Annotated in this window: 21 protein-coding genes; 9 read left to right on the top strand and 12 right to left on the bottom strand. The window is 63.8% G+C overall.

Annotated features, from left to right (window positions below):
• The first annotated feature begins 175 nt into the window (after positions 1–175).
• Positions 176–1,795, top strand: a complete 1,620-nt coding sequence (locus tag LMTR21_RS09920) for an SUMF1/EgtB/PvdO family nonheme iron enzyme (protein WP_065756659.1) — start codon at positions 176–178, stop codon at positions 1,793–1,795.
• A gap of 18 nt (positions 1,796–1,813) precedes the next feature.
• Positions 1,814–2,239 carry a DUF4399 domain-containing protein gene (locus tag LMTR21_RS09915; protein WP_065756660.1) on the top strand — a complete coding sequence of 142 codons (426 nt, stop codon included), beginning with the start codon at positions 1,814–1,816 and terminating at the stop codon, positions 2,237–2,239.
• A gap of 18 nt (positions 2,240–2,257) precedes the next feature.
• On the opposite strand, the gene LMTR21_RS09910 is transcribed toward LMTR21_RS09915, so the two are convergent.
• The 3 genes from LMTR21_RS09910 to LMTR21_RS09900 are packed head-to-tail and all read right to left on the bottom strand — an operon-like array spanning position 2,258 to position 4,617.
• Positions 2,258–3,115: a crotonase/enoyl-CoA hydratase family protein gene (locus tag LMTR21_RS09910; RefSeq protein WP_065756708.1), complete on the bottom strand. Its 858-nt coding sequence runs from the start codon at positions 3,113–3,115 to the stop codon at positions 2,258–2,260.
• A 10-nt stretch (positions 3,116–3,125) separates the two neighbouring features.
• Positions 3,126–3,938 carry a crotonase/enoyl-CoA hydratase family protein gene (locus tag LMTR21_RS09905; RefSeq protein WP_065756661.1) on the bottom strand — a complete coding sequence of 271 codons (813 nt, stop codon included), beginning with the start codon at positions 3,936–3,938 and terminating at the stop codon, positions 3,126–3,128.
• 13 nt (positions 3,939–3,951) lie between these two features.
• Positions 3,952–4,617 carry a TetR/AcrR family transcriptional regulator gene (locus LMTR21_RS09900; RefSeq protein ID WP_065756662.1) on the bottom strand — a complete coding sequence of 222 codons (666 nt, stop codon included), beginning with the start codon at positions 4,615–4,617 and terminating at the stop codon, positions 3,952–3,954.
• Between the two features lie 91 nt (positions 4,618–4,708).
• Between LMTR21_RS09900 and LMTR21_RS09895 the strand changes: the two genes are divergently transcribed.
• From LMTR21_RS09895 to LMTR21_RS09875, 5 genes are all read left to right on the top strand, one after another.
• Entirely contained in the window at positions 4,709–5,359 is a 651-nt protein-coding gene (locus LMTR21_RS09895) for a TetR/AcrR family transcriptional regulator C-terminal domain-containing protein (protein ID WP_065756663.1), read from the top strand.
• Positions 5,352–7,001 (top strand): acyl-CoA dehydrogenase family protein, encoded by a 1,650-nt coding sequence (locus tag LMTR21_RS09890; RefSeq protein ID WP_141688659.1) that lies wholly within the window; start codon positions 5,352–5,354, stop codon positions 6,999–7,001. Before LMTR21_RS09895 ends, LMTR21_RS09890 begins: the two co-directional genes overlap by 8 nt.
• 6 nt (positions 7,002–7,007) lie before the next feature.
• On the top strand, positions 7,008–7,823 hold the full coding sequence (locus LMTR21_RS09885) for an enoyl-CoA hydratase (protein WP_065756664.1): 816 nt from the start codon (positions 7,008–7,010) through the stop codon (positions 7,821–7,823).
• 213 nt (positions 7,824–8,036) lie between these two features.
• Positions 8,037–9,437: a selenium-binding protein SBP56-related protein gene (locus tag LMTR21_RS09880; protein ID WP_065756665.1), complete on the top strand. Its 1,401-nt coding sequence runs from the start codon at positions 8,037–8,039 to the stop codon at positions 9,435–9,437.
• Between the two features lie 2 nt (positions 9,438–9,439).
• Entirely contained in the window at positions 9,440–10,105 is a 666-nt protein-coding gene (locus LMTR21_RS09875) for a hypothetical protein (protein ID WP_065756666.1), read from the top strand.
• Between the two features lie 123 nt (positions 10,106–10,228).
• Here the strand turns inward: LMTR21_RS09875 and LMTR21_RS09870 are convergent, their stop codons facing one another.
• The 9 genes from LMTR21_RS09870 to LMTR21_RS09825 form a co-directional block, all read right to left on the bottom strand.
• A complete protein-coding gene (locus tag LMTR21_RS09870) occupies positions 10,229–10,600 on the bottom strand; it encodes a hypothetical protein (protein ID WP_246175426.1) in 372 nt (123 codons plus the stop codon).
• 249 nt (positions 10,601–10,849) lie between these two features.
• Positions 10,850–11,305 (bottom strand): MarR family winged helix-turn-helix transcriptional regulator, encoded by a 456-nt coding sequence (locus LMTR21_RS09860; RefSeq protein WP_065756667.1) that lies wholly within the window; start codon positions 11,303–11,305, stop codon positions 10,850–10,852.
• Between the two features lie 28 nt (positions 11,306–11,333).
• The gene (locus tag LMTR21_RS09855; protein ID WP_065756668.1) at positions 11,334–12,038 is read right to left on the bottom strand and encodes an ABC transporter ATP-binding protein; all 705 of its coding nucleotides are present in this window, start codon (positions 12,036–12,038) and stop codon (positions 11,334–11,336) included.
• Positions 12,035–12,826 carry an ABC transporter ATP-binding protein gene (locus LMTR21_RS09850; protein WP_065756669.1) on the bottom strand — a complete coding sequence of 264 codons (792 nt, stop codon included), beginning with the start codon at positions 12,824–12,826 and terminating at the stop codon, positions 12,035–12,037. The genes LMTR21_RS09855 and LMTR21_RS09850 overlap by 4 nt, the downstream gene beginning before the upstream one ends.
• Complete coding sequence (locus tag LMTR21_RS09845) at positions 12,823–14,712, bottom strand: ABC transporter permease (RefSeq protein ID WP_065756670.1); 1,890 nt, start codon at positions 14,710–14,712, stop codon at positions 12,823–12,825. The genes LMTR21_RS09850 and LMTR21_RS09845 overlap by 4 nt, the downstream gene beginning before the upstream one ends.
• A gap of 249 nt (positions 14,713–14,961) precedes the next feature.
• Positions 14,962–16,164 carry an ABC transporter substrate-binding protein gene (locus LMTR21_RS09840; RefSeq protein ID WP_065756671.1) on the bottom strand — a complete coding sequence of 401 codons (1,203 nt, stop codon included), beginning with the start codon at positions 16,162–16,164 and terminating at the stop codon, positions 14,962–14,964.
• A gap of 24 nt (positions 16,165–16,188) precedes the next feature.
• The gene (locus LMTR21_RS09835) at positions 16,189–16,773 is read right to left on the bottom strand and encodes an amino acid synthesis family protein (RefSeq protein WP_057833511.1); all 585 of its coding nucleotides are present in this window, start codon (positions 16,771–16,773) and stop codon (positions 16,189–16,191) included.
• Between the two features lie 20 nt (positions 16,774–16,793).
• Complete coding sequence (locus tag LMTR21_RS09830) at positions 16,794–17,702, bottom strand: UPF0280 family protein (protein ID WP_065756672.1); 909 nt, start codon at positions 17,700–17,702, stop codon at positions 16,794–16,796.
• Complete coding sequence (locus tag LMTR21_RS09825; RefSeq protein WP_065756711.1) at positions 17,699–19,144, bottom strand: 6-hydroxynicotinate reductase; 1,446 nt, start codon at positions 19,142–19,144, stop codon at positions 17,699–17,701. Before LMTR21_RS09825 ends, LMTR21_RS09830 begins: the two co-directional genes overlap by 4 nt.
• A gap of 287 nt (positions 19,145–19,431) precedes the next feature.
• Here LMTR21_RS09825 and LMTR21_RS09820 point away from each other — a divergent pair, with 287 nt between their 5' ends.
• Complete coding sequence (locus tag LMTR21_RS09820; protein ID WP_065756673.1) at positions 19,432–19,914, top strand: (2Fe-2S)-binding protein; 483 nt, start codon at positions 19,432–19,434, stop codon at positions 19,912–19,914.
• Positions 19,914–23,459 carry a molybdopterin cofactor-binding domain-containing protein gene (locus tag LMTR21_RS09815; protein WP_065756712.1) on the top strand — a complete coding sequence of 1,182 codons (3,546 nt, stop codon included), beginning with the start codon at positions 19,914–19,916 and terminating at the stop codon, positions 23,457–23,459. Before LMTR21_RS09820 ends, LMTR21_RS09815 begins: the two co-directional genes overlap by 1 nt.
• The last annotated feature ends 11 nt before the right edge of the window (positions 23,460–23,470 follow it).

Here is a 23,470-nt window from a genome sequence, read left to right as displayed (position 1 = left end):
CCGATCAGTATATGGCGAACGAATTAGCTCATTCGTGTGATTACACTCACACTTAGCCGTGGAACCGGGGCTAGGCTGCTTTGCCGAGAGCAGCCAGCATGGTACGCTGAGGATGCTGGAAAGATTGTTTGCCTCACGCTGGAATTGCAACAGCTCAAGGAAATCAATCGCAACCATGGCCCAGATACGTGACATCAAATCCGGCCGCGGTGGTGATCAACCACGCGAGCCACAGGCACGCGAGCCAATGCCGCGGCGCCTTGCGGCCATCGTGGCAGGCGACATCTCCGGCTACAGCCGTCTGATGCAGATCGACGAGGAAGGGACGCACAACCGCGTCAAGCGGATCGAGCGCGACCTCGTCGAGCCCACCATCATAGAACACCACGGCAGGCTCGTCAAAACCACGGGCGACGGCTTCATCGCCATCTTCGACAGTCCCGTCGAGGCGGTGCGCGCCAGCATCGTGATCCAGCAAAATATGGTTGGCCGCAATGCAGCACTGCCCAAGCATCATTGGATCGAGTATCGGATTGGCGTCAATCTCGGCGACGTCATCATCGAAACCGACGATGTCTATGGCGACGGCGTCAATATTGCGACGCGGCTCGAGGGCATAGCCAAAGCCGGCGAAGTCTATATTTCCGGCGGCATCTACGAACAGATCAAGCATAAGCTGGTTTGCGGGTACGAGTCGCTCGGTGATCGAAGGGTCAAGAACATCACCGATCCGGTGCGCGTCTACCGCGTGCTTCCCGACCCGTCCGCACTGCACGAGAACCGGAAGCGGCGCGAAAGGATCCTGACCCTCCTGCTCATCCTTACACTACTGATCATTGCGGGAGGCACTCTCTGGAGCATATTCGCGCCAGCTCGCAAGGCGACAGAACAGGCGTCAGCCCCCGTTTCAGCTCCGGCGGAAGTGCCGAGGGCGCCTGCGCCTGCTGCGAAACAACCGGCGTCGCCGCCACAACCCTCTCCTTCCGTGGCACCCACTCAACAGCAGGTAACGCCTATGCCGGAGGCCTCTCCGACGGAGAAACAAGCGGCGCCGCTGACGCCACCCGCATCTCCCGCTGTTCCCGAGACTGCACCGACGACGCAAGGAGCCGCATCGGCCCGAGACCCCGAGACGATCTCCCTTCGGGGTGGCAGCTTCACGATGGGCAGCAACGAGGACATTTCGGAAAGACCGGTCCGTCAGGTGACGATCAAGCCTTTTGCAATGGGGAAATTCCCTGTCTCGGTGCGGGAATGGAATGCATGTGCCGCCGCAAAGGCATGTGGGTTTACTGCGACCGGAAAGGATGACGCGCCCGTTACAAACGTGAGCTGGAGCGACGCCAAGCAATATGTCGCCTGGCTCGCGCAAGTCACCCGAAAGCCATATCGCCTGCCGAGCGAAGCCGAATGGGAATATGCGGCGCGCGGCGGTACGCAGACCCGATACTGGTGGGGCGATCAATTTCAGCCCGGCATGGTCAATTGCAGGAACTGCAGCGACATTCCAGCCGTCGATCAACCCGTCAAGGTCGGCAGCCTGAAGCCAAATCCTTTTGGGCTGTTTGATATGGGCGGTGCCGTTGACCAATGGGTCGAGGATTGCTGGCACAAGAATTATCAGGGCGCGCCGGCCGACGGGTCAGCGTGGGTTGAGAATGATTGTGCCTCGCACGTCATTCGTTCCGGATCCTGGAGGAAAGACTCCAATTATGCCCGGACGTCAAACCGCGGCAGCTATGACACCAACGTGCGATATCCCACCCACGGATTCCGCGTTGCGCTATCCCAATGAGGAAGTTGCGAGGCAGTCATGAAGGTGTTGCAGTGGATCGCTCTGTCAGCAGCACTTACTTGCCTGCCGTTCGCCGCCTACGCTCAGGGAAAACCCGCCGCAAAGGACGCGCGTCTCTATTTCGTTTGGCCGCAGAACGGCGCCGTCATCAAGGGTGCATTCTGGTGTCGCTTTGGTCTGCGCAACATGGGCGTAACCCACGCGGGCGACAACTACCCGAACAGCGGCCATCATCATCTTCTGGTCGACGTGAATGAACCGATCAATCCGAACGAACCGATCCCGCAAGACAAGTCACATCTGCATTTCGGGGCGGGTCAGACCGAAGCCCGGATCGAACTTCCGCCCGGCAAGCACACGCTTCAGCTCGTGCTGGGCGACGCCGAGCACTATCCACATGTCCCTCCGGTCATCTCCGAAAAAATCACCGTGACGATCAAGTAGAACCCGCCGGCTTGCAGACTACCTGTTCTCAGTGATCGGCTGATTGGTGGTCCAGTCGAAAGTCCCTTGGTCGCGTTCGTCGACGGCGCGCTTCCAACCCATCTCTTCCGACCGCCGCTTGAAATTCAGTCCCTCGGGCGAATGCCGGGTGATGCCGTCGAAGATGGTTGCGATCATCTGCGTACCCATCAGGCCCATATTGTAGAGCGCCTGGTTCACCATCAGCTTTTGCATCATGAGCTGGTTCTGCGGCACGGTGGCAATCCGGTGCGCCAGCGCATCCACCTCCTCATCCAGCCTGTCGGCTGGAACGGCCTTCAGCACAAGGCCGAGCGCCGCCGCTTCGACGCCGGTGATCTTGTCGCCGGTAAACAACATGCGCTTGGCCTTCTCGGCACCGAGCCGATAGACCCACATGGCCGTCGTGGGGCAGCCCCAGACCCGGACCGGCGGATAGCCGATGCGTGCATCTTCGGCCATGACAATCATGTCCGAGCACAATGCAATGTCGGAGCCGCCGGCGACCGCAAAGCCCTGCACCTTGCAAATCACCGGCCGCTTCGAGCGGAACAGGCTCATGAACTTGCTGGTATTGTCGGACATCGCCGCATAGTCCTTCATCGGATCCCACGGCATTTCCTGCGTATAACGGTTGGCCTTGTCGCCGGAGGCGTAGGCGGTGAGGTCGTATCCGGCGCAGAAGGCGCGGCCGGCGCCGGCCAGCACGATGACATGCGCGCCGGGATCATTGTCGGCGCGCGCCACTGCCTCGGCAAGCGCGCCGGGCAACTCGTCGTCGATCGCATTCATGACTTCCGGCCGATTCAGCGTGATGCGCGCGATACGGCCGTCGCGTTCGTAGAGGACTTTGGCCATCATGAACTCCTCAGATTTTTGCAAAATCGCCGTGGCGGCCTCTGCCGCCCGCAAAGCGCGCGGCGCCGCTGGCGCCTTCCTTGAAAATCGCTTCGACACCGTTGGCCCATTCCTGCCGCAGGGCATCGCGGACCGGCAGGCCGTAGGTTTCCACCACCGAGCGACGGTCGGCCCGCACGGCCGCTTGCGGAAACCGCGCGATCTCCCGCGCCATCGCTTCGGCCGCGGCGCGCGCGGCGCCGCTCTCAACGACCTGCTCGCACATGCCGATGCGCAAGGCTTCGTCGGCCGGGACCTTGCGACCCGTCAGAATGATTTCCATCGCACGTCCCTGCCCGACCAGCCGCGCCAGACGTACGCTGCCGCCGTCCAGCAGCGGAATACCCCAGCGCCGGCAATAGACGCCGAAATAGGCGCTCTCCGCCATCACGCGGATATCGCACCACAGCGCCAGCTCCATGCCACCGGCCACCGCGGGCCCCTCTACCGCAGCAATCACCGGCTTCGACAATTCCAGCCGCGTCGGTCCGAGCGGGCCGCGCGGCGCGGGGTTTGCGCCGGTCGGGAACGCCAACCCATCGACGACGTGGCGCTGAAAGGCGTCGCGATCAGACAGCGTGCTGGCGAATTTGAGATCCCAGCCGGCGCAGAATGCGCCGCCCTCGCCCCAGAGTACCGCGACGCTTGCGCTGTCGTCGGCGTCAAATTCCTTGAAGGCTGCGACCAACGCTTCCGCACTGTCGGGGTCCATCGCGTTGCGTGCCTCGGCAAACCGGCTGTGAATCACGGTCCACACTGCATCCTGCTTTTCGATCCGAACCATTGCGCCTACTCCCTTACTGTTTCTTGTTGCGTGATACCTTCCTGCCCTTCGGCGCAGCACCATCAGGAAGGCATTGCGCCAGCATCATGCGAAGCAGCGTCTGCGCGCCGGTATCGAGAAAATCCAGCCGGCCGGCGATCTGCAGCACCAGCGCGCCAATCATCTGGCTGGTGAGCAGCGCGACCCACGGCCGAACCTCTGATGGCTTGAGGCCGCGCACGTCGGTCAGCGGCACCGCAATCCGCTCCAACACCTTCCAGAGCGCCTGGTCGAGTTCTTCATCCGATGGCTTGCCGACGCCGAGACGCTTGAGGCCGCGAAAGGCATAGAGGCCCAGATTTATCTCGAAGCGATGATCGAGATAGTAGTTCAGGAATGCTGCGCAGGCGGCCTGGACCCGGGCCTCCGGCGTGCGTGCAGCCGCCACGGCATCGGCAACGTAAGCATCGAGCGCGGTCAGCGACTGCTTCAGCAACTCGGCGTAAATCGCCTCCTTGCTGTCGAACAGCGGATAGATCGCGCCCGTCGTGCAGCCCGCGCGAACGGCGATGCCACGCATGGTGGCCCCTTCCAGCCCCTGTTCGGCAAATTCATCGCGCGCGGCGCGCAGCAGAAGCTCGCGCTTCGCGCCCCTGACGACGTCGGACCAGTCCTTGGCGGCGGTTGCGGGCTTGCTCATGATAACAATGTTATCAATCCATTTCTAACGGAGTCAATGGTAACAATAGTTTTTTGTTTGTGTCACAAAAAATAAGTATAGGCTCCGCGCCATGTCGATGCCCGAACGTGCTGTCCGCGCGGGTGCCCAGCACACCCGAAGAGAGATCCTTCTGACCGCAGCGCGCCTGTTCGCGGAGCGCGGCTTTGCCGAGGTCTCGGTGATTGAGGTCGCCGCGGCGGCGGCCGTCTTTCCCAACCAGGTGACGTATTATTTCGGCGGCAAGGACGGCCTGTTCGTCGAGGTCGCCGGCCGCCTGATCCTCGAGGCGGGCCAGGCGGCCGAGACCGAGGCGAGAAAGGCCAGATCGGTTCGCGAATACACGCGAATGCTGGCGGCCTCCGTGCTTGGCCCCGGCCTTCCCGCCGTCCTCGCTTTCATCGAAGCGATGCTGATCGCGCGGCGCCGCGCCGACCTGGCGCCGCAGATCAAGGCGACGCTCGAGCGGCTGCATGAGCAAGGCGCGCGGGCGACGTCAGAGATCACAGCGCAAAGGCGCTGGCAGATAATGACGAGCCCGCAAGTCGCCGCACAGAACTTCTGGGCCACCATCACCGGCGTGGCGCTGCAGATGGTCGCGAGCGGCACACGCGAAATCGGCAGCGGCGTCGACGCGCTGGCGCTGGTCGAACTCAATCTGGTCGACCGGCAAAATCCCGGCTGCAAGAATTCAAGGCCCAAACGGAGTACGCGTGATGAGTGAGTCCGCCGCCAGAATCCTGCCTACCCATGAAGTGACGAACCAGCCTCCCCCGCTGCCGTCCATCAACCTCTTCGAGGGCGACATCGCGCTGGTCGAGGCGGTCAGGCGCTCGGGCGCTGGCGGTGCGGAGCCGCACCTGAGAAACTCAGGCAGGCTTGCCGGCGACGAGCGCGTGCAGGATCTCGCGCGTCTCGCCCATCGCTATCAGCCGGAGCTGCGCGCGTTCGACCGGTTCGGCCATCGCAAGGACGCGATCGAGTTTCATCCGGCCTATCACGAGCTGATGCAGCTCGTGTTCGGCGATGGCGTCCATTCGCTCGCCTGGACCGCACGCGAAGGCGGTCATGCGGCGCGCACCGCACTGAGCTACGTCTGGAACCAGGCGGACCAGGGCGTGAACTGCCCGACCTCGATGACCTACGCCTCGGTGAAGGCCATTCGCAACAATCCCGCGCTGGCCTCGGCGCTCGAACCAAAGATCCTCGCCAACGCCTACGATCCGCGGCCGATCCATTTCAGGGACAAGAGCGCCATCACCATCGGCATGGCGATGACGGAAAAGCAGGGCGGCTCCGACCTGCGCGCCACGGCGACGGTCGCCGTGCCGGCCGGTGACGGCGAATTCGGCCCGGAATATCTGCTGACCGGCCATAAATGGTTTTGCTCGGCGCCGATGAGCGATGGATTCTTGACGCTCGCAAGAACCGAGGAGGGCGTGACCTGCTTCTTCCTGCTGCGCTCGCTGGCGGATGGAACGCGCAATCCCTTCTTCATTCAGCGCCTGAAGGACAAGCTCGGCAACCGCTCCAACGCTTCATCCGAAATCGAATACGCAGGCACGCGCGCCATTCAGATCGGCGAGGAAGGCCGTGGCATCCCGACCCTGATCGAGATGGCTCACCTGACGCGGCTGGAAACCGCGATCAGCTCTGCCGCGATCATTCGCCGGGCGCTGATCGAGGCCATCCACCACACACGCTATCGCCGCACGTTCCAGCGGCCGCTGGTCGATCAACCGATCATGCAGGGCGTGCTTGCCGACGTCGCCGCGGAGAGCGAGGCCCATCTCGCGCTGACGATGCGGGCGGCGCAGGCGCAGGACCTCGCCGCAACCGATGGCACCGAGGCCCTGCTCTCGCGCTTCCTCGTGCCGCTGGCAAAATTCTGGGTATGCAAGCGCACGCCGCCGCTGGTTGCGGAACTGCTCGAATGCTTCGGCGGCAACGGCTATGTCGAGGAAGGCCTGCTGGCCCGGCTCTACCGCGAAGCACCGTTGAACGGTATCTGGGAGGGTTCAGGCAACGTCATCTGCCTCGATCTCGTGCGCGTGCTCCGGCGCGAGCCGCAGGTACGCGATGCGCTGCGCGGTGAAATCCGCGTCGCGGGGTCTGCTGCGCTCAGCGCGCTGTGGAACGAAATCGATGGCCTGATCGACCAGGTGATCGCCGACGAACAGGGCGCAAGGTGGCTCGCCGAACAGATCGCGATTGCCGTGCAGTATTCGCTGCTGTTGCGCCATGCACCGGACTTCGTGTCGGACAGTTTTAGGGCAAGCAAGATCGACCGGCCGCATCTGGCGATGGGATCGCTCAAGGCCGGCGCCTCACTCCGCCGTGTCGTCGAACGCGCGGCGATCGGCTGACGCGGCATGGACGACGAGATCGCAGGTATAGAGGCGCGCCAGGTCTGCGTCACGCTCGACGACTTCAGGGAAGGCCAGGTCGCGACGGTTACGATCTGCAACGCCAGCCGGCTCAACACGATGAACAGTGCCATGATGGACGAGTTCATTGAAGAACTGGCGGCGCTGGCTGAGAACAATGAGCTGCGCGCCGTGGTTCTCACCGGCGACGGAGAGAAGGCCTTCATCGGTGGCGCCGATATCAAGGAGATGGCCGCCCTCCGCGATCCCTCTCGCGCACGTGCGTTCATTTCACGCGTGCACGCCTGCCTGGCGGCGGTGCGCGACATCCAGGTTCCGACCATTGCCCGCATCCAGGGCTACGCCTTCGGCGCGGGTCTGGAAATGGCGGCCGCCTGCGATTTCCGCGTGGTATCCGATAGCGCCGTGTTCGGCATGCCGGAAGTCAGACTAGGCATCCCCTCGGTCGCCGAGGCCGCGCTGCTTCCGATGCTGGTCGGCTGGGGCCGCACCCGCCAAATGCTGCTGCTTGGCGAGAGCTTTACAGCCGCGCAGGCCCTGGAATGGAAATTCGTCGAACAGGTGACGCCGCGCGACCAACTCGACGACGCGGTGCAAGCCCTCGTCCGTCAGGCGCTTGACTGCGCGCCGGCAGCGGTGCGCCTGCAGAAATCGCTGATCCGTGCCTGGGAAGACCTGCCGCGGCGTGCCGCCATCGCCGCCGGCATCGATACGTTCGCGAGCGCCTACAACACCGACGAGCCGCAATCGAGGATGCGCGAGTTTCTCGCCATGCAGGCACGGCGCAAGGCGCGCGGCTGATACGTCTGTGATTTCAAGGGCCGGCAGCGCGTGCCGCAGCCGAACCGGTAGCACCATCGTTATTTTCGCCGACCCTATTGCGGTGTATTGTCGGTGGCGCAACCCCCGGCCGGCGGCGCTCGCGAGAGGAACTCTACGAGCCGGGTGATTTCTTGCTGCTGCGTGCCGCTGAGCCGTGTCGCTGACCATCGAGGCAAACAGGGAGGCAGTACGATGAATATTCGGCCCGATCCCACGTTTCACGCTTCGCCAAAGCTTGCCATGGAAGCTCCGCCGGAGAGCTTCGCCTATACCGTGCTGCTCAGCCCGGACTTCTCAAAACCGGATGCGCTTGCCGTGATCGACGTCAAGCCTGGCTCGTCGAGCTACGGCCAGATCGTTCATACCGTGACGATGCCCAACAAGGGCGACGAGTTTCACCATTTCGGTTGGAACGCCTGCTCGTCATCGCTCTCGCCGCTGACCGGACACGCCTTCCTCGAGCGCCGCTATCTCATCATTCCCGGCATGCGCTCGTCCCGCATCTACATCGTCGATACCAAGCCGGATCCCACCAAGGCGGCGATCCACAAGATCATCGAGCCTGAAGAGATATTCAGGAAGACCGGTTACTCGCGGCCCCACACCGTTCATTGCGGGCCGGAAGGCATTTACATCTCAACACTCGGCGGCGGCGGCAAGAACGGCACCGACGGACCGCCCGGCGTCTTCATCATGGATTGCGAGACGTTCGAGGTGCTCGGCCGCTGGGAGCTCGATCGCGGGCCGCAAACATTGCATTATGATTTCTGGTGGAACCTGCCGCGCGATTACATGGTGACGAGCGAATGGGCGCTGCCGCCGCAGTTCGAGAACGGCATCGTGCCGGAAGATCTGCTCTCCAACAAATACGGCCACCGGATTCATTTCTGGGATCTGCGCGCCCGTCGCAATGTGCAGACCATCGATCTCGGCGCCAACCATCAGATGGCGCTGGAAGTGCGTCCTGCGCACGATCCTATCAGGGAATACGGCTTCCTCGGCGTCGTGGTCGACACCACCAACCTCGAAGGCTCGATCTGGACCTGGTGGCGCGAGGGCGGCAAGTTTCATATCGAGAAAACCGCGACGATCCCGCCCGAGCCCGCGGCGAAGGAGCAACTGCCGCCGCTGCTGCAGGGGTTCGGCGCCGTGCCGCCGCTGGTATCCGACATCGACCTGTCGATGGATGACAAGTTCCTCTACGTCGCCTGCTGGGGCACCGGCGAGATGCGTCAGTATGATGTCCGGGAGCCGCGAAAGCCGAAGCTGGCCGGCTCGGTGCACATTGGCGGCATTGCGCGCCGCACGAAGCACCCGAACGGCAAGGCCTTTGCCGGCGGTCCGCAGATGGTCGAGATCAGCCGCGACGGCAAGCGGGTGTACTGGACCAACTCGCTCTACTCGACCTGGGACAATCAGTTCTATCCCGATGGTGTCCCGGGAGCCATGGTGATGGCCAACGCGAAGCCGGACGGCGGCCTCGAACTGGCTGGGGATTACTGGGTGAATTTCCCCGACGGTTACCGCTCACATCAGGTCCGGCTCGATGGCGGCGATTGCTCGACGGATTCGTTCTGCTATCCGTCGGTCTGAAATTGAGCGCAGGAGACTGGACACTCGCCTCGCTCTGGCTGGCGGTGATCGCGAGCGGCCTCTATCACGGCGTCAACCCCGGTATGGGATGGCCGCTCGCCGTTTCGGCTGGATTGATGGAGAAGAGTCCGCGGGCGCTGGTGGCCGCGCTTGGGCCGCTCACGGCCGGCCATCTGCTCGCGATGCTGCTCGTGCTCCTTCCCTTCGCACTGCTCGTCGCCGTCGTCGAATGGCAGCGGACAATCCAGATCGGCGCCAGCCTCCTCGTCGTCGGCTTCGGTCTGTTCCGGCTGGCCAACCGGCGCCATCCAAGGGTTTTGGCGCGGATATCGCCGGCACAATTGGCGCTGTGGTCGTTTGCGGTAGCGCTTGCGCACGGCGCGGCGCTGATGCTGGTGCCGATCTATCTCGGGCTCTGCCGCGAAGCCGAGCTCGACAGCGGCCACGCCGCCGCGGGCGCCCTCATTAACACAAATCTCGGCATGGCCGTTCTGGTTGCCACCGTCCACGCCGCTGCGATGGTCGCCGCCGGCGGATGTTGCGCCTGGCTTGCCTATCGCTATCTCGGCCTCAAATTCATCTCGCAGAGCTGGTTCAACCTGGATACGGTCTGGGCGGTCAGCCTTGTTCTGGTGGGCGCAATCGCGCTGGCGCTCAGCCTGGTTTAGGACGTGTACTCATAGAGGTCAGACGTCGGCTCTGGGGGTCTTAAGCAGAAATTCTCCTCAATCAGGTGTAGCACCGGTTTTGACCCGTAGCGGCCACTTAAAGGCCTCCACGTTGCAACTCTTTCAACCTGCGAAGAGCAACCGGTAGACGGATTTGAATCGAAAGGATTGCTTGCCAGCTAGTGCCGTGGCTTCGAACTCGGCACCGTCATCCCAATAGGTCCCGGTAAATCCAATGGTAAGAACCTTTCGTGCCCATGGATACGTACCAGAAATAGGTGAATGCTCTCGGCTCGTCATTTCACCTTTCCACTTGCCGCCAGAACAGGTGTAGCTTCCGACGGTATAGTAGAATCCTCCGCCTCCGTGCATCGTGCCATCGTGCAGCACCATGACATGTCGGTTGTAGGCTTCCACGCCGTCCAGAAACCTTGTCTCAGCTAGATAAAGTCCGTTCTGAATCATGATTTGATGCCGCGCAATCGAGAGCATCATCAGGCCCAGACTGCCGGGAGGGGCCCCACGCAGACTAGACTGCGCGTCCTTCAGCGACTTTACAAGCCAGCAAAAACTGCGAACTGGCGGTCATTCTCCGGCGGCGTCGCTGGCTTCGCCAAAGGCGGAGCAAAGGTCGACTTGGCCGAAAAGGATGGCGGTACACTGCTGAGCTAGCGATGATGACAAACTACAAGGTGCTCTTTATCAGCGATGCAGGCGCAGGCTTTATGAGTATACGCCCGGCCCTCAACGCAGTCTGTCGAGCAGCGCAATCAGCGTCTCGCGCTCCTTGGCGTCCAGCGGCGCCAGCGTTTCCCTGGAGATCGCCAGCGCGTTCGGCGCGGCCTTCTCCGCCAGTTGCTGGCCGGCACGCGTGAGGCTCACGAGCAGGCGGCGGCCGTCCTCGGGGTCCGGGCTGGTCTCGGTCAGGCCCCGCGCGGTGAGGCGGTCGATCACGCCCTTGATGGTCGCGACATCCATCGCCGTCAATCGTCCAAGTAGATTCTGCGAGCACGGCCCGGTCTCGACGAGCTTCGAGACGGCCGCCCATTGCGTCGGCGTCAGATTGATGCCGATCTCGCGGGCGAAGATGGTGGCATGGCGCTGCCAGACCTGGCGCAGGACGAAGCCGATCTGCTCGTCGAGAATATAGGACGGCCGCGCCGGCTTGACGGCCCGTTTCGGCGAAACACTCCTTCCCATCTGCCTCCCCCGCCCTTTCCTTCGCCGATCACAACGACAAATGCGCGTCGCGGATGTCGGGCCGCGCGTCGAGTTCAGCCATCGTGCCGCCGAAGCAGATCTTGCCGCGTTCGATGATATAGGCGCGGTCCGAAATCAGCCGCGCGAAATGCAGGTTCTGCTCGGATACCACGATGCTGACGCCCTCTTTCTTCATTGCCAAAATGGCGTCGACCATCTGCTCGACGATTTTCGGCGACAGGCCTTCCGAGGGCTCGTCGAGCAGCACCAGCGACGGATTGCCCATCAGCGTTCGCGCGATGGTCAGCATCTGCTGCTCGCCGCCGCTCATGCGCCCGCCCGGGCGGTTGCGCATCTCGCCGAGATTCGGAAACAACGTGAACAGTTTTTCACGCGTCCAGTATGGTGCATTCGGCCGTTTCGGCTGGCGGCCGACTTCGAGATTTTCATCGACCGTCAGGTCCGTGAAGATGCGGCGCTCTTCCGGCACGTAACCGAGCCCGCCGCGCACGATCGCATGCGTCGGCTCGCGCGAGACGTCCTTGCCTTCGAACATGATCCGGCCCGAGCGGTTCTCGACCAGCCCGACAATGGAACGGAAGGTGGTCGACTTGCCGGCGCCGTTGCGCCCGAGCAAAGCTACCACTTCGCCCTCGCCGACCTCGAGCGCGATATCGAACAGGATATGCGCCGGGCCGTAAAAGCTGTTGAGATCGGCGACCTGCAATTTCATGCGCCGGCTCCCTCGCGATGACGCGCGTCGTAGACCAGGCCCTCGCCGAGATAGATCGCACGCACCTGCGGGTTGCCGCGAACTTCCTCGGGCGAGCCCTCGGCGATCAGGCTGCCGCGGTTCAGGACGAGGATGCGATCGGCATGTTCGAACACCACGTCCATGTCGTGCTCGGTGAAGAGCACGCCGATCGACTGTTCGCGGGCGATGCGTGCGGTGAGCCGCATCAGTTCGATCCGCTCGCGCGGCGCCATGCCGGCGGTCGGCTCGTCCATCAGCAATAGCCGGGGCTGGTTGGCGAGCGCGATCGCAAGCTCCAGCCGCTTGAGATCGCCATAGGCGAGTTCCCCGCACGGGCGCTCGGCATAGCCGCCCATGCCGACGAGATCGAGCAGCCGTCCCGCCTCATCGCGCGCGAACTGCGCGGTCGAGCCCCAGAGATTGAACAGTTGCCTGCCATACGACACCAGCGCCACCTGCACATTCTCGCGCACGGTCATGGTCGGGAACGTCGCGGTGATCTGAAACGTGCGCCCGACGCCGAGCCGCCAGATCGCGCGCGGCTTGCGGCCGATCGTGTCCTCGCCCAAGAGGGTGATGCGGCCGCTGTCCGGCGTGTTCTGGCCGTTGAGCATGTCGAAGCAGGTGCTTTTGCCGGCGCCGTTGGGCCCGATCAGCGCCAGGATTTCACCGGCGCGCAACTCGAACGACACCGCGCGCACGGCATGGACGCCGCCATAGGATTTGCTCAAGGCTTCGACCTTCAGCAATGTCGGAACCATGCTCATTCGGCTACCTCCACGCGGGAGGTGGCGAGCGCGGATTTCTTGTCTTCGGTGGACCGCCGGCGATTCCAGATCGTCTCCAGCGTGCCGACGATGCCCTTCGGGAATGCCACCACCATCAACACGATGAAGCCGCCCAGTACCAGTTTCGAGAGATCGGTCTGGCTGACCAGCCAGATATTCGCCGCCTTGAACACGATGGCGCCGATGACCGCGCCGGAAACCGTCTCGACGCCGCCGAGCAGCACCATCACCAGTGCGTCGACCGACAGCGAGATGCCGAGGCTATCGGGGAAGACACTCCCCTTCAGATAGGCGAACAACGCGCCGCCGATGCCCGCGACCGTGCCTGCTATGACGAAGGCCGTCCATTGCACGCGCTTGCCGTTGATACCGATCGCTTCACTGCGCAGCGGCGAATCTCGCGTCGCGCGCAGCGCAAAGCCGAACGGCGAGAATACGATCACCCGCAGCACGGTGACGGCGACTGCTGCGATTGCAAGCGACAGCCAATAGAATGCGGCCGGGCCCGCGGCCCACTTGTCCGGCCAGACACCCAGAATGCCGTTGTCGCCGCCAGTTACTGAGACCCACTGGAACGCGATCGACCAGACGATCTGCGCAAAGGCCAGCGTCAGCATGGCGAAATAGACGCCGGAGAGTTGCACGGCGAAGAAGCCGAACACGGCTGCGCCCAACAATCCCAGCACCGGGCCCAGCAGCAGCGAGATGATCATCGGCAGTCCCGCCGCCTTGGCAAGGAACGCGACGCCATAGGCGCCGAGCCCGAAATAGGCGGCGTGGCCGAACGAGGCCAGCCCGCCGACCGACATCAGGAAATGCAGACTGGCGGCGAAGATCACGAAGATCGCGATTTCCGAGCCGACGGTGAGCGCGTAATTGCCGGCGAACAGCGGCAGCATGGCCGCGAGCGCCAGCGCGCCGACCGACATCAGCCGCTCCGCCGAGGTCAGCGGCCGCCACGGGTTGACGGTCAGCCCCGGCGTACGGCGTGCAGCGGCCTCTGGCTTGCCGAACAGGCCCCAGGGACGCACGATCAGCACGACCGCCATCACCAGGAACACCAGGATGATGGAGATCTTCGGGAAAATGAGGATGCCGAACGCGTTGAGCTCGGACACCAGCACGGCGGCGACGAAGGCGCCAATGATGCTGCCGAGCCCGCCGATCACCACCACCACGAACACTTCGACGATGATGCGCAGGTCGAGCGCATGATGCACGGCATCGCGCGGGATCTGCAGCGCGCCGCCGAGCGCTGCGAGAAACACGCCGAGCGCAAACACGCTGGTGAACAGCCATTTCTGATTGACGCCGAGCGCCGCCACCATGTCGCGGTCCTGCGTCGCCGCGCGCACCAGCACGCCCCAGCGCGTGCGCTGGAACAACAGCCAGAGAATGCCGAGCACGACCGGGCTGAGCCCGATCAGGAACAGGTCATAGCTCGGGATGTTCTGGCCGAAGAAATCGACCGCGCCCCTGAAGCCGGGCGCGCGGCGGCCGAGCAGATCGTCCGGCCCCCAGATCATCACCACGATATCCTGAACCATCAGAGTGAGGCCGAACGTCGCCAGCAACTGGAACAGCTCCGGCGCGTGATAGATCCGCCGCAGCAGCACCATCTCAACCAGCACACCGACGACGGCTACGACCAGCGCCGCAACAACGATGCCTCCCCAGAACCCGAGCGCGCCGGAGAAGCGCTCGGTCAGCGTGAACGCGACATAGGCGCCGAGCATGTAGAACGCACCGTGCGCAAAGTTCACGATCCGCGTCACGCCGAAAATGATCGACAGGCCCGACGCGACCAGGAACAGCGACGCCGCGCTGGCGAGGCCGGTCAGGAACTGAACGAAATAGAAGGCCATGGGCGGTCCGGCGTTGGTGAAATATCGGGGCCTTCATCCTTCGAGACGGCGCTTCGCGCCTCCCTCAGGATGAGGGGCTTCGGTCTTTACCTCTCCCGCTTGCGGGGGGAGGTCGGATCGCCCTTGCGATCCGGGTGAGGGGGTACAGGTCCGTCAACTTGCGCAACTTGCGGAGAGAGCCCCTCACCCCAACCCTCTCCCCGCAAGAACGGGAGAGGGAGTGACAGAGCCCCTCTCCCGCAAGGTTCGTCAATCCTTCGGACGCAGCTTGGCCACTTCGGCATCGCTCGGGAGATAATCCGCGCCCTTGCGATAGACCGAACCAACCATCACGCCCTTGCCGTCCTTCAGCGCGGTCTTGCCGACAAAGGCGCCGAGCGTCGACTGATGGTCGATCTTGCGGAAGGTGATTTCGCCGAATGGCGACGGCATCGACAGGCCTTCAGTCGCCGCGATCAGCTTCTCCGGATCGGTCGAATTGGCCTTGGCCAGGATCGCGGCGGCCGCCTTGATGGTCTGGTAGCCGACGATCGAGCCGAGCCGCGGATAGTCATTGAACTTAGCCTGATACGCCTTCAGGAACTTGTCGTGATCCGGCGTCTTGATGTCGTACCAAGGATATCCCGTGACGATCCAACCTTCCGGCGTCTCATCCTTCAGCGGATCGAGATATTCCGGCTCGCCGGTCAGGAAGGAGACCACCGAGCGGTTCTTGAACAGGCCGCGGGTATTGCCTTCGCGCACAAGCTTTACCAAATCGGCGCCGAAAGTGACGTTGAGGATGGCTTCCGGATTGGCAGCGGCAACCGCCTGCACGACCGGACCGGCGTCGATCTTGCCTTGCGGCGGCCACTGCTCGTCGACCCACTGGATGTCCGGCCGCTTTTCCGACATCAGCTTCTTGAACACCGCGACCGCCGACTGGCCGTATTCATAGTTCGGCGCAATCGTCGCCCAACGCTTGGCCGGCAGTTTGGCGGCCTCTTCCACCAGCATCGCCGCCTGCATGTAGTTGGAGGGACGCAGGCGGAAGGTATAGCGGTTGCCCTTCGACCAGGTGATGGCGTCGGTCAAAGGCTCCGCCGCCAGGAAGAACACCTTCTTCTGATTGGCGAAGTCGGAGACGGCGAGACCGATATTGGACAGGAACGTGCCCGTCAGCATCGCGACGTTCTCGCTCGACACGAGCTCGTTGGCCGCCGTCGTCGCATCCGCCGGCTTGCCGCCGTCGTCCTTGGAGACGACGACGAGCTTCTTGCCGTTGATGCCGCCCGCCGCATTGATCTCCTCGACCGCGAGCTGCCAGCCCTTGCGATAGGGCTCGGTGAAGGCCGGCAACAGCGAATAGCTGTTGATCTCGCCGATCTTGATTTCGCTTTGTGCCATGGCGCTGCCCGCCATGCCGGCGACCGCGATCGCCAGCCCCGCGCCCAGTAAGTGTCTCCGTCGCATCCCTACCTCCAATGTGACTGTGAATTATCTCAAACCGTCTTCGCCTTTGACTTCCGAAACCGTCAATCCGCCGACGCGCGGCAACGGCCTGCCGCTGTCAGTAACCGCGACCGCGACCATGATCTCATTGGCGCGCGGCGCGTCGTTGATCTGCACTTCCATGCCGTCGAAATGGCTGCGCACAAACGCTGCATCCTTGTGGCCGAGTGGAATGTCGAGCGTTGTTCCCGGACCACTGCGTTTCTTCGACGACGGGATCAGCGCCGCGCCCTTGCTCAGGACCTTCCGCACCGGCGCGCCCATCTTCGGATGCAGGATCGCGGCCGCATGTTCGAGCTCGCCGTTCTCGCCGACCGCCGCGGCCTTGCCGTAACTGTGTGCCTTGGCGCCGTCGATGCCGAGTGCTGCCACCGCTCTTTTCGAAAGCAGGTCGCCGAGTTCCTCGCCGATTTCGATCAGCGGCGAGAGATCCTCGACGTACCGGCCAGCAAACGGATTCTCGATCACAGCGATTGCGGCGGCCCGCCGGGTCGGCGGCGCAACCTTCTGCCCCATCTCCAGATGGGTCTCCTCGACCACCGTGACGATCTTGCGAATGATCGCGCTCATTTTACTCGCCTCGCTCCCGATCAACCATGCGCCACACTCTCTATCGCGCTTCGATGAAGCGCTGGCAACGCTTCCGCCCTGCTCCCAATTGCTCCCACCATCACGGTCTCGCCAAGTAGACGCAAGGCCGCACCTTCGATCAATCCTGCCACAAGCAATTGCTGCGCCCGGCTCGCCCCGGCCTGCAGCGCATCGTCAACTTCACCTTCGTGCAGCGCGCCGACGTCACGGGTGACGAGGCGCGCGCCGAGGTCACTGTCAGGCTGCAACTCGTTCGCCGGACAACGGATAATGGCAGGATGGCCGGGCAGATCGACAGCATTAGCAATGATGGTCGCCGCCGCATCCGCCTGCGAGGCCGTTCGCGCCAGCACGGTGACGGCGTCCGCGATGCCAAGCGAAAAGCTGCGGCCGTGGCGACCGCTGGTGGCGATGCCTCGCGCGGGATCGTCGGCGTGAATGTTCATCGGTTGCATCAGGCCGTGACGATCGGGGCGGTCCATCAGACCGATAGTGAACTCCTCGCCATCGGCGAGATGCAGCGCGATGTCGCCGCCATTATTAACGTAAGCGCGGTCCAGTCTGGAAACCCGCAACATCGCGCCGAGAATTTCTTCCGCGACGCTGCCCGCCACCGCGGCCATGGGCGTGATGAACGCCTCGGCCGAGAACGGCGCCACTGCCGCATGCATGCGCCGCGCGACGACACCGTTCAGCGCACATCGAACCGGATCGGCGGCCGTTCGAAGTTCCACCAGTTCCGCGCAGAGTTCATCCAGCAGGCCGGTGAAGCGCTGCGCCGCAGCCTCATAAGCGGCACGCAGGTCACCTTCCCTACCCTTCGCCTCGACGATCAGATCGATCGGACCGTCCTGCAAATGCAGCCGCTTGCCGTCGGGAAGAAGCGCGATTTGCGGGAGTCGTTTCATGCGCGCCGTCCGGGGATGTAGGGCATCGGGCGGAAATCGCTGTTTTCCCGCAAGGACGCCAGCGGACGGACATGATCCATGTGGCCGCCGAGCGCTGCATAATCGGACAGTTTCAGCGTGAACTCGATCGGCGCCACCAGCGCCGGCGTCGGCACATAGCCGAACGCGCCCGCCGGCATCTGCGTAACATCGACCATGAAGGTGATGCCGCCGCCGGGCCAGACATAAACCGGGGCGCCGCCGCTGGTGACCCGCGTCAGCGCGTCCTTGACCGACCGCGTCAGCCGCACCGGATTGTCGGTGACGCCGGCGCGCAGCGAGCCACCGGCGCCGCCCATAAACAGCACCGTGCACAGCGCCGGCTCGCAATTCTCCTGGATGCGTTCGACAGAGAACTGCAGATCGGCCGGCATCTGCTTCTCGATCGGCCGCAACGCCTCATCGAGTTCGTAATAGGCGGCGTGCTCGCCGGTGGTCGAAACCATCAGCATGGTGAGGCCCGGCCGCGCTTCCTTTGGATTGAACGGTCCCAGCACCGACAGCGGATCGGAAATATTGGTGCCGCCCCATCCCGTCCCGGGATCGGCGACCTGGAAATAACGGCCAGGCGTCGAGCGCCGGCCCTTCATCTTGATCCCGGTATCGGGAATATCGAGCAGCTTGCCGGCCTGATGTTCCGAGAGCACGCCGGTAATATGGTCATCGACGACAACGACCTCGTCGACCTTGCCGTGCCACTGCTTGGCGAACATGCCGATGGTTGCCGAACCGCACCCCACCCGCATGCGCTCTTCAGCGATACCATTGACGATCGGCGGTCGTCCGGCCTGCACCACCACCGTGGCACCACCGTCGATCGTCAGTTCCACCGGCTTGCAGTTGGAAAGATCCATCAGCGCGTCGCAGGTGACGCGGCCCTCCTTCTTGGAGCCGCCGGTCAGATGATGCACACCCCCGAGCGACAGCATCTGCGAGCCGTATTCGCTGGTGGTCACATGACCGACCGCCTCGCCTTCCGCCCGAACGGTTGCCGTCTCGGGCCCGAGATAGCGGTCGGTGTCGATCTTCACCTTGACGCCGCAATAGCTGAAAATGCCTTCGGTCACGACCGTGACCATGTCGACGCCATCGACCTCGGACGACACGATGAAGGGCGCGGGCTTGTAATCGGGATAGGTCGTGCCGGCGCCGATCGCGGTGACGAACACGCTGGGCTCGTGGACCAGCTTGCCGTCCCAGTCACCGCCGGCCTGGAACGGCACCAGCCGCCCGCCATGCGATACCGTCCGCTCCAGCACGATGTGCGGATCGACGCGCACCAGCTCGCCATCATGATTGGCGTAACGATCGCACGCGCCTGCCGCGCCCGGCTTGATGTAGCACATCACCGGACAGGCATCGCAGCGGATCTTGTCGCCGGCGGCGACGGTCGCATCAGTCATGAACAAGCCTGCTCGTTCGAGGCGCCGATCATAGCCGAGTTTGCGCGGGCTCGACCATTTGTTCGTATACGAATGATGTTGCGCGCGGACCGGAACGCTGTCAAGCGGCCATCGCGGTCGAAAAGCGCAGTTGCCGTATAATACCGCATTTGCCTCGCCCGTTTGTTCATAAAGCGAGCAGCGCGCTGCAGCGCGGGACCGCACGGCTTGCACGTTTGTACACAAACGGTATCTTTCGCGAAGCATCCAGTGCGGGCTTTTGCAGCGCAACGAGGATTTGGGGGAGCATGACGCAGAGCACGATGCGGCTGACCGTCAACGGCAAAGCGTACGATGTCGGCGCCGCTCCGGACACCGCATTGCTTTACGTGCTCCGCAACGACCTCGAATTGAACGGACCGAAATATGGCTGTGGCCTCGGCGAATGCGGCGCGTGCGCCGTGCTGATCGACGGTGTCGCCGCGCGCTCCTGCGTGATCCCGATCGAGGGCTGTACCGGGCGCGACATCGTGACGCTCGAAGGTCTCGGCACGCGCGAGCATCCCGATCCGGTGCAGCAGGCCTTCATCGACGAACAGGCCGCGCAATGCGGCTATTGCCTCAACGGCATGATCATCGCGACAAAAGCGCTGTTGCTGCGCTCCCCTCACCCGTCGGAGGATGAAGTACTGGAAGCATTGCGCCATCATCTCTGCCGCTGTGGCGCGCATGTCGAGATCATGTGCGCCGCGATGCGCGCTGCCGGTCATGTCGTTGAGGCGCAGGCGTGATGGCTAAATCTGACACGCCCGAGCGTTCGCAAGGCACGCTCACCGTCGTTCGCGCGGCATCGCCGGTCGAGGCCGTCAAGTTCGAGACTTTCATCAGGATCACATCAGACGGATCGGTCACAGCTTACAACGGCCATGTCGATCTCGGCACCGGCATCCGCACCGCGCTCGGCCAGATCGTCGCCGAAGAGCTCGACGTGTCCTTTGCGCGTGTCGTGGTCGTGCTGGGCGACACGGCGCTGGTGCCCAATCAGGGCGCGACAATCGCGAGCGAGACGATCCAGATTACCGCCGTGCCGTTGCGGAAGGCGGCGGCGCAAGCGCGGCAGTTTCTGGTCACGCGCGCGGCGGCGCGGCTGGAACTCGCGATCGAGGATCTCGTCATCGAGGACGGCTTGATCCGCGGCAAGGACAATCGCAGCGTCAGCTATGGCGAACTGATCGCAGGCGAGACCATTCGCCTCGAACTTGCCGATGACGTTCCGGTGAAGGACGTCAGCGCCTACAGCATCGTCGGCCAATCCGTTCCGCGCGTCGATCTGCCGGCGAAGGCGACCGGCGAACTGGTTTATGTGCATGACGTCCGCATCCCCGGCATGCTGCACGGCCGTGTGGTGCGCCCACCCTACGCCGGCGTCGATGTCGGCGACTTCATCGGCAACAGCCTGATTGCCGTCGACGAAAGTTCGGTCAGCGATATTCCAGGCCTCGTCGCCGTCGTTCATATCGGCGATTTCGTCGGCGTCGTCGCCGAGCGCGAGGAGAATGCGATCAAGGCTGCCGCGCAGCTCAAGCTGAGCTGGAAGCCGGTGCCGACGCTGCCTAATCTGAAGGATGTCGAGACGGCACTGCGCGCCAATCCGTCAACACCGCGCAAGCTGATCGACAGGGGCGATGTCGAGGCGGCGATCGCGGGCGCGGCAAAGCCGATGCCGCGAACCTATGTCTGGCCGTACCAGATGCACGCCTCGATCGGACCGTCCTGCGCGGTCGCGGACTATCAGGAGGATGTGACACGGGTCTGGTCCGGCACGCAGAACCCGCATCATCTGCGCACCGATCTGGCGCGGCTGATCCACCGGCGCGAAGCCGAGATCGAGGTGATCCGGCTGGAAGCCGCCGGCTGCTACGGTCGCAACTGCGCCGATGACGTTTCTGCCGATGCGGTTCTGCTGTCGCGTGCCGTCGGCCGCCCCGTCCGCGTGCAGTTGACGCGCGAACAGGAGCACGCATGGGAGCCGAAGGGCGCCGCGCAATTGATGGATGTCAATGGCGGCCTGAATGCCGACGGCAGCGTCGCCGGTTACGACTTTGCGACCCGCTATCCCTCGAACGGCGCGCCGACACTGGCGCTGCTGCTGACCGGCGCCGTCCCGCACACGCCTGCAATCTTCGAGATGGGCGACCGCACCGCGATCCCGCCCTATGATTACGAGAACCTGCGCGTGGTGGCGAACGACATGCCGCCGATCGTGCGCGCCGCGTGGCTGCGCGGCGTCTCGGCGCTGCCGAACACGTTTGCCCATGAATCCTGGATCGACGAATGCGCATCTGAAGCCGGCGTCGATCCGATCGAATATCGCCTGCGTTACCTGAAGGACCCCCGCGCCGTCGATCTCGTCAACGCCGTGTCCGAACGCGCCGGCTGGAAGCCGCGGCCGGTGCGCGAGGAGAAGCACGCCGAAGGCGATATCGTGCGCGGGCGCGGCTTTGCCTATGCTCTCTATGTGCACAGCAAGTTTCCCGGCTACGGCGCGGCGTGGTCGGCATGGATCGCCGAAGTCGCGGTGAACAAGGCGACCGGCGACGTCAGTGTCACGCGCGTCGTGGCAGGTCAGGACTCCGGCCTGATGATCAATCCGGATGGCGTTCGTCACCAGATCCACGGCAATGTGATTCAGTCGACCAGCCGTGCGCTGATGGAAGAAGTGTCGTTCGACCGCACCTCGGTAACGGCGCGCGAATGGGGCGCCTACCCCATCATCAAGTTTCCCGAGTTGCCCGACATCGACGTGCTGATGTTGCCACGTCAGGACCAGCCGCCGCTCGGCGTCGGCGAATCCGCTTCGGTGCCCAGCGCGGCGGCCATCGCCAACGCGATCTATGACGCAACCGGCGTCCGCTTCCGCGAATTGCCGTTCACGCCGGAACGCATTTTACGCGGGCTGCGCGGCGAGGCGCAGACGACGCCGGAAGCGTTGCCCGCACCGCCCCAACCGGCCACCGCGCGCGCGTGGCAGAATCCATTCACTGGACGTGGCATGTTTGCAACGGCCGCGGCCCTGTGCGCCGCCGCGATCGGCATCGGCGCCGCGGCGCTGCCGTGGCGCGCAATCGCACCGATCGCGCGGCCGGATGCCTCGGTCTATTCGGCCGCGACCATCGCGCGCGGCCAGCAACTCGCCGCGCTCGGCGATTGCGCGGTCTGCCACACCGCAACAAGCGGCATCCTCAATGCCGGCGGCAAGCCGCTGCCCACGCCGTTCGGCACGATCTATTCGACCAACATCACACCCGACGTCGAGACCGGCATCGGCGCATGGTCCTATCCCGCCTTCGAACGCGCGATGCGCGAGGGCATCCATCGCGATGGCCGGCATCTCTATCCTGCATTCCCCTACGCCCATTTCGCAAAAACGACCGACGCCGACATGCAGGCGCTCTACGCCTATCTGATGGCGCAGCCGCCGGTGCGCGCGGAGACGCCGCCGAATGCGCTGGCGTTTCCGTTTAACGTTCGCCCGCTGATGGCGGGATGGAACGCGCTGTTCCACAAACCCGCGTTGTTCCAATCTGATCCGGCCAAGTCCGAGATCTGGAATCGTGGCGCCTATCTCGTCGAAGGCCTCGGCCATTGCGGTGCGTGCCATTCACCGCGCAATGCGCTCGGCGCGGAGATGGCTGGTGCTCATCTTGCCGGAGGATTCGCCGAGGGCTGGGAAGCGCCGGCGCTGACATCGCTGTCGCAGGCGCCGATCCCATGGAGCGAGGACGAGTTGTACGCTTACTTGAGAATCGGCGAGTCCCGTTTTCACGGCGTCGCTGCGGGACCGATGGCGCCGGTGGTGACGGAGCTTGCCGCATTGCCGGATTCCGATATCCGCGCCATGGCGGTCTATCTCGCTTCGTTCAACGCGACATCGATGGATCGATCGGCGCAGGAGGCGCTTGCCGTGAGACTGGAAGCCTCGACCCTCACGCGCGCGTCGGCCGCATCCAGCGTCGGCGCCCGCATCTACCAGGGCGCCTGCGCGGTCTGTCACGAGGTCGGCGGCGCGCCGCTGTTCGGCAGCCGGCCGTCGCTGGCGCTGAACAGCAACCTGCACAGCGCCGCGCCTGACAATCTGATCCAGGTCATCCTGCATGGCATCGCCAAGCCAGCCGTGACCGACCTCGGCTACATGCCGGCCTTCAGGGACAGCCTGACCGACGGCCAGGTCGCTGAACTCGTCGTCTATCTCAGGCAACAATTTGCCCCGGACAGGCCGGGTTGGAAGGATATTCATGCTGCGATTAACCGTATCCGGCGGGAACATGCGCGCTGAGCTGCCATGTT

It is taken from the genome of Bradyrhizobium paxllaeri (assembly GCF_001693515.2).
GTDB lineage: Bacteria > Pseudomonadota > Alphaproteobacteria > Rhizobiales > Xanthobacteraceae > Bradyrhizobium > Bradyrhizobium paxllaeri.
Note: the sequence above shows the minus strand (reverse complement) of the source record. Positions and strands in the feature narration are given on the sequence as shown.

What these genes read in the sequence shown, in the direction of transcription:
- LMTR21_RS09855 (WP_065756668.1), bottom strand. Translation starts at nt 12,038, where the DNA reads ATGAAATTGCAGGTCGCCGATCTCAACAGCTTTTACGGCCCGGCGCAT.
- LMTR21_RS09870 (WP_246175426.1), bottom strand. Translation starts at nt 10,600, where the DNA reads ATGATGCTCTCGATTGCGCGGCATCAAATCATGATTCAGAACGGACTT.
- LMTR21_RS09815 (WP_065756712.1), top strand. Translation starts at nt 19,914, where the DNA reads ATGGCTAAATCTGACACGCCCGAGCGTTCGCAAGGCACGCTCACCGTC.
- LMTR21_RS09835 (WP_057833511.1), bottom strand. Translation starts at nt 16,773, where the DNA reads ATGAGCGCGATCATTCGCAAGATCGTCACGGTGGTCGAGGAGACCCAT.
- LMTR21_RS09825 (WP_065756711.1), bottom strand. Translation starts at nt 19,144, where the DNA reads ATGACTGATGCGACCGTCGCCGCCGGCGACAAGATCCGCTGCGATGCC.
- LMTR21_RS09820 (WP_065756673.1), top strand. Translation starts at nt 19,432, where the DNA reads ATGACGCAGAGCACGATGCGGCTGACCGTCAACGGCAAAGCGTACGAT.
- LMTR21_RS09850 (WP_065756669.1), bottom strand. Translation starts at nt 12,826, where the DNA reads ATGAGCATGGTTCCGACATTGCTGAAGGTCGAAGCCTTGAGCAAATCC.
- LMTR21_RS09915 (WP_065756660.1), top strand. Translation starts at nt 1,814, where the DNA reads ATGAAGGTGTTGCAGTGGATCGCTCTGTCAGCAGCACTTACTTGCCTG.
- LMTR21_RS09880 (WP_065756665.1), top strand. Translation starts at nt 8,037, where the DNA reads ATGAATATTCGGCCCGATCCCACGTTTCACGCTTCGCCAAAGCTTGCC.
- LMTR21_RS09895 (WP_065756663.1), top strand. Translation starts at nt 4,709, where the DNA reads ATGTCGATGCCCGAACGTGCTGTCCGCGCGGGTGCCCAGCACACCCGA.
- LMTR21_RS09890 (WP_141688659.1), top strand. Translation starts at nt 5,352, where the DNA reads ATGAGTGAGTCCGCCGCCAGAATCCTGCCTACCCATGAAGTGACGAAC.
- LMTR21_RS09885 (WP_065756664.1), top strand. Translation starts at nt 7,008, where the DNA reads ATGGACGACGAGATCGCAGGTATAGAGGCGCGCCAGGTCTGCGTCACG.
- LMTR21_RS09860 (WP_065756667.1), bottom strand. Translation starts at nt 11,305, where the DNA reads ATGGGAAGGAGTGTTTCGCCGAAACGGGCCGTCAAGCCGGCGCGGCCG.
- LMTR21_RS09845 (WP_065756670.1), bottom strand. Translation starts at nt 14,712, where the DNA reads ATGGCCTTCTATTTCGTTCAGTTCCTGACCGGCCTCGCCAGCGCGGCG.
- LMTR21_RS09840 (WP_065756671.1), bottom strand. Translation starts at nt 16,164, where the DNA reads ATGCGACGGAGACACTTACTGGGCGCGGGGCTGGCGATCGCGGTCGCC.
- LMTR21_RS09905 (WP_065756661.1), bottom strand. Translation starts at nt 3,938, where the DNA reads ATGGTTCGGATCGAAAAGCAGGATGCAGTGTGGACCGTGATTCACAGC.
- LMTR21_RS09900 (WP_065756662.1), bottom strand. Translation starts at nt 4,617, where the DNA reads ATGAGCAAGCCCGCAACCGCCGCCAAGGACTGGTCCGACGTCGTCAGG.
- LMTR21_RS09910 (WP_065756708.1), bottom strand. Translation starts at nt 3,115, where the DNA reads ATGGCCAAAGTCCTCTACGAACGCGACGGCCGTATCGCGCGCATCACG.
- LMTR21_RS09920 (WP_065756659.1), top strand. Translation starts at nt 176, where the DNA reads ATGGCCCAGATACGTGACATCAAATCCGGCCGCGGTGGTGATCAACCA.
- LMTR21_RS09830 (WP_065756672.1), bottom strand. Translation starts at nt 17,702, where the DNA reads ATGAAACGACTCCCGCAAATCGCGCTTCTTCCCGACGGCAAGCGGCTG.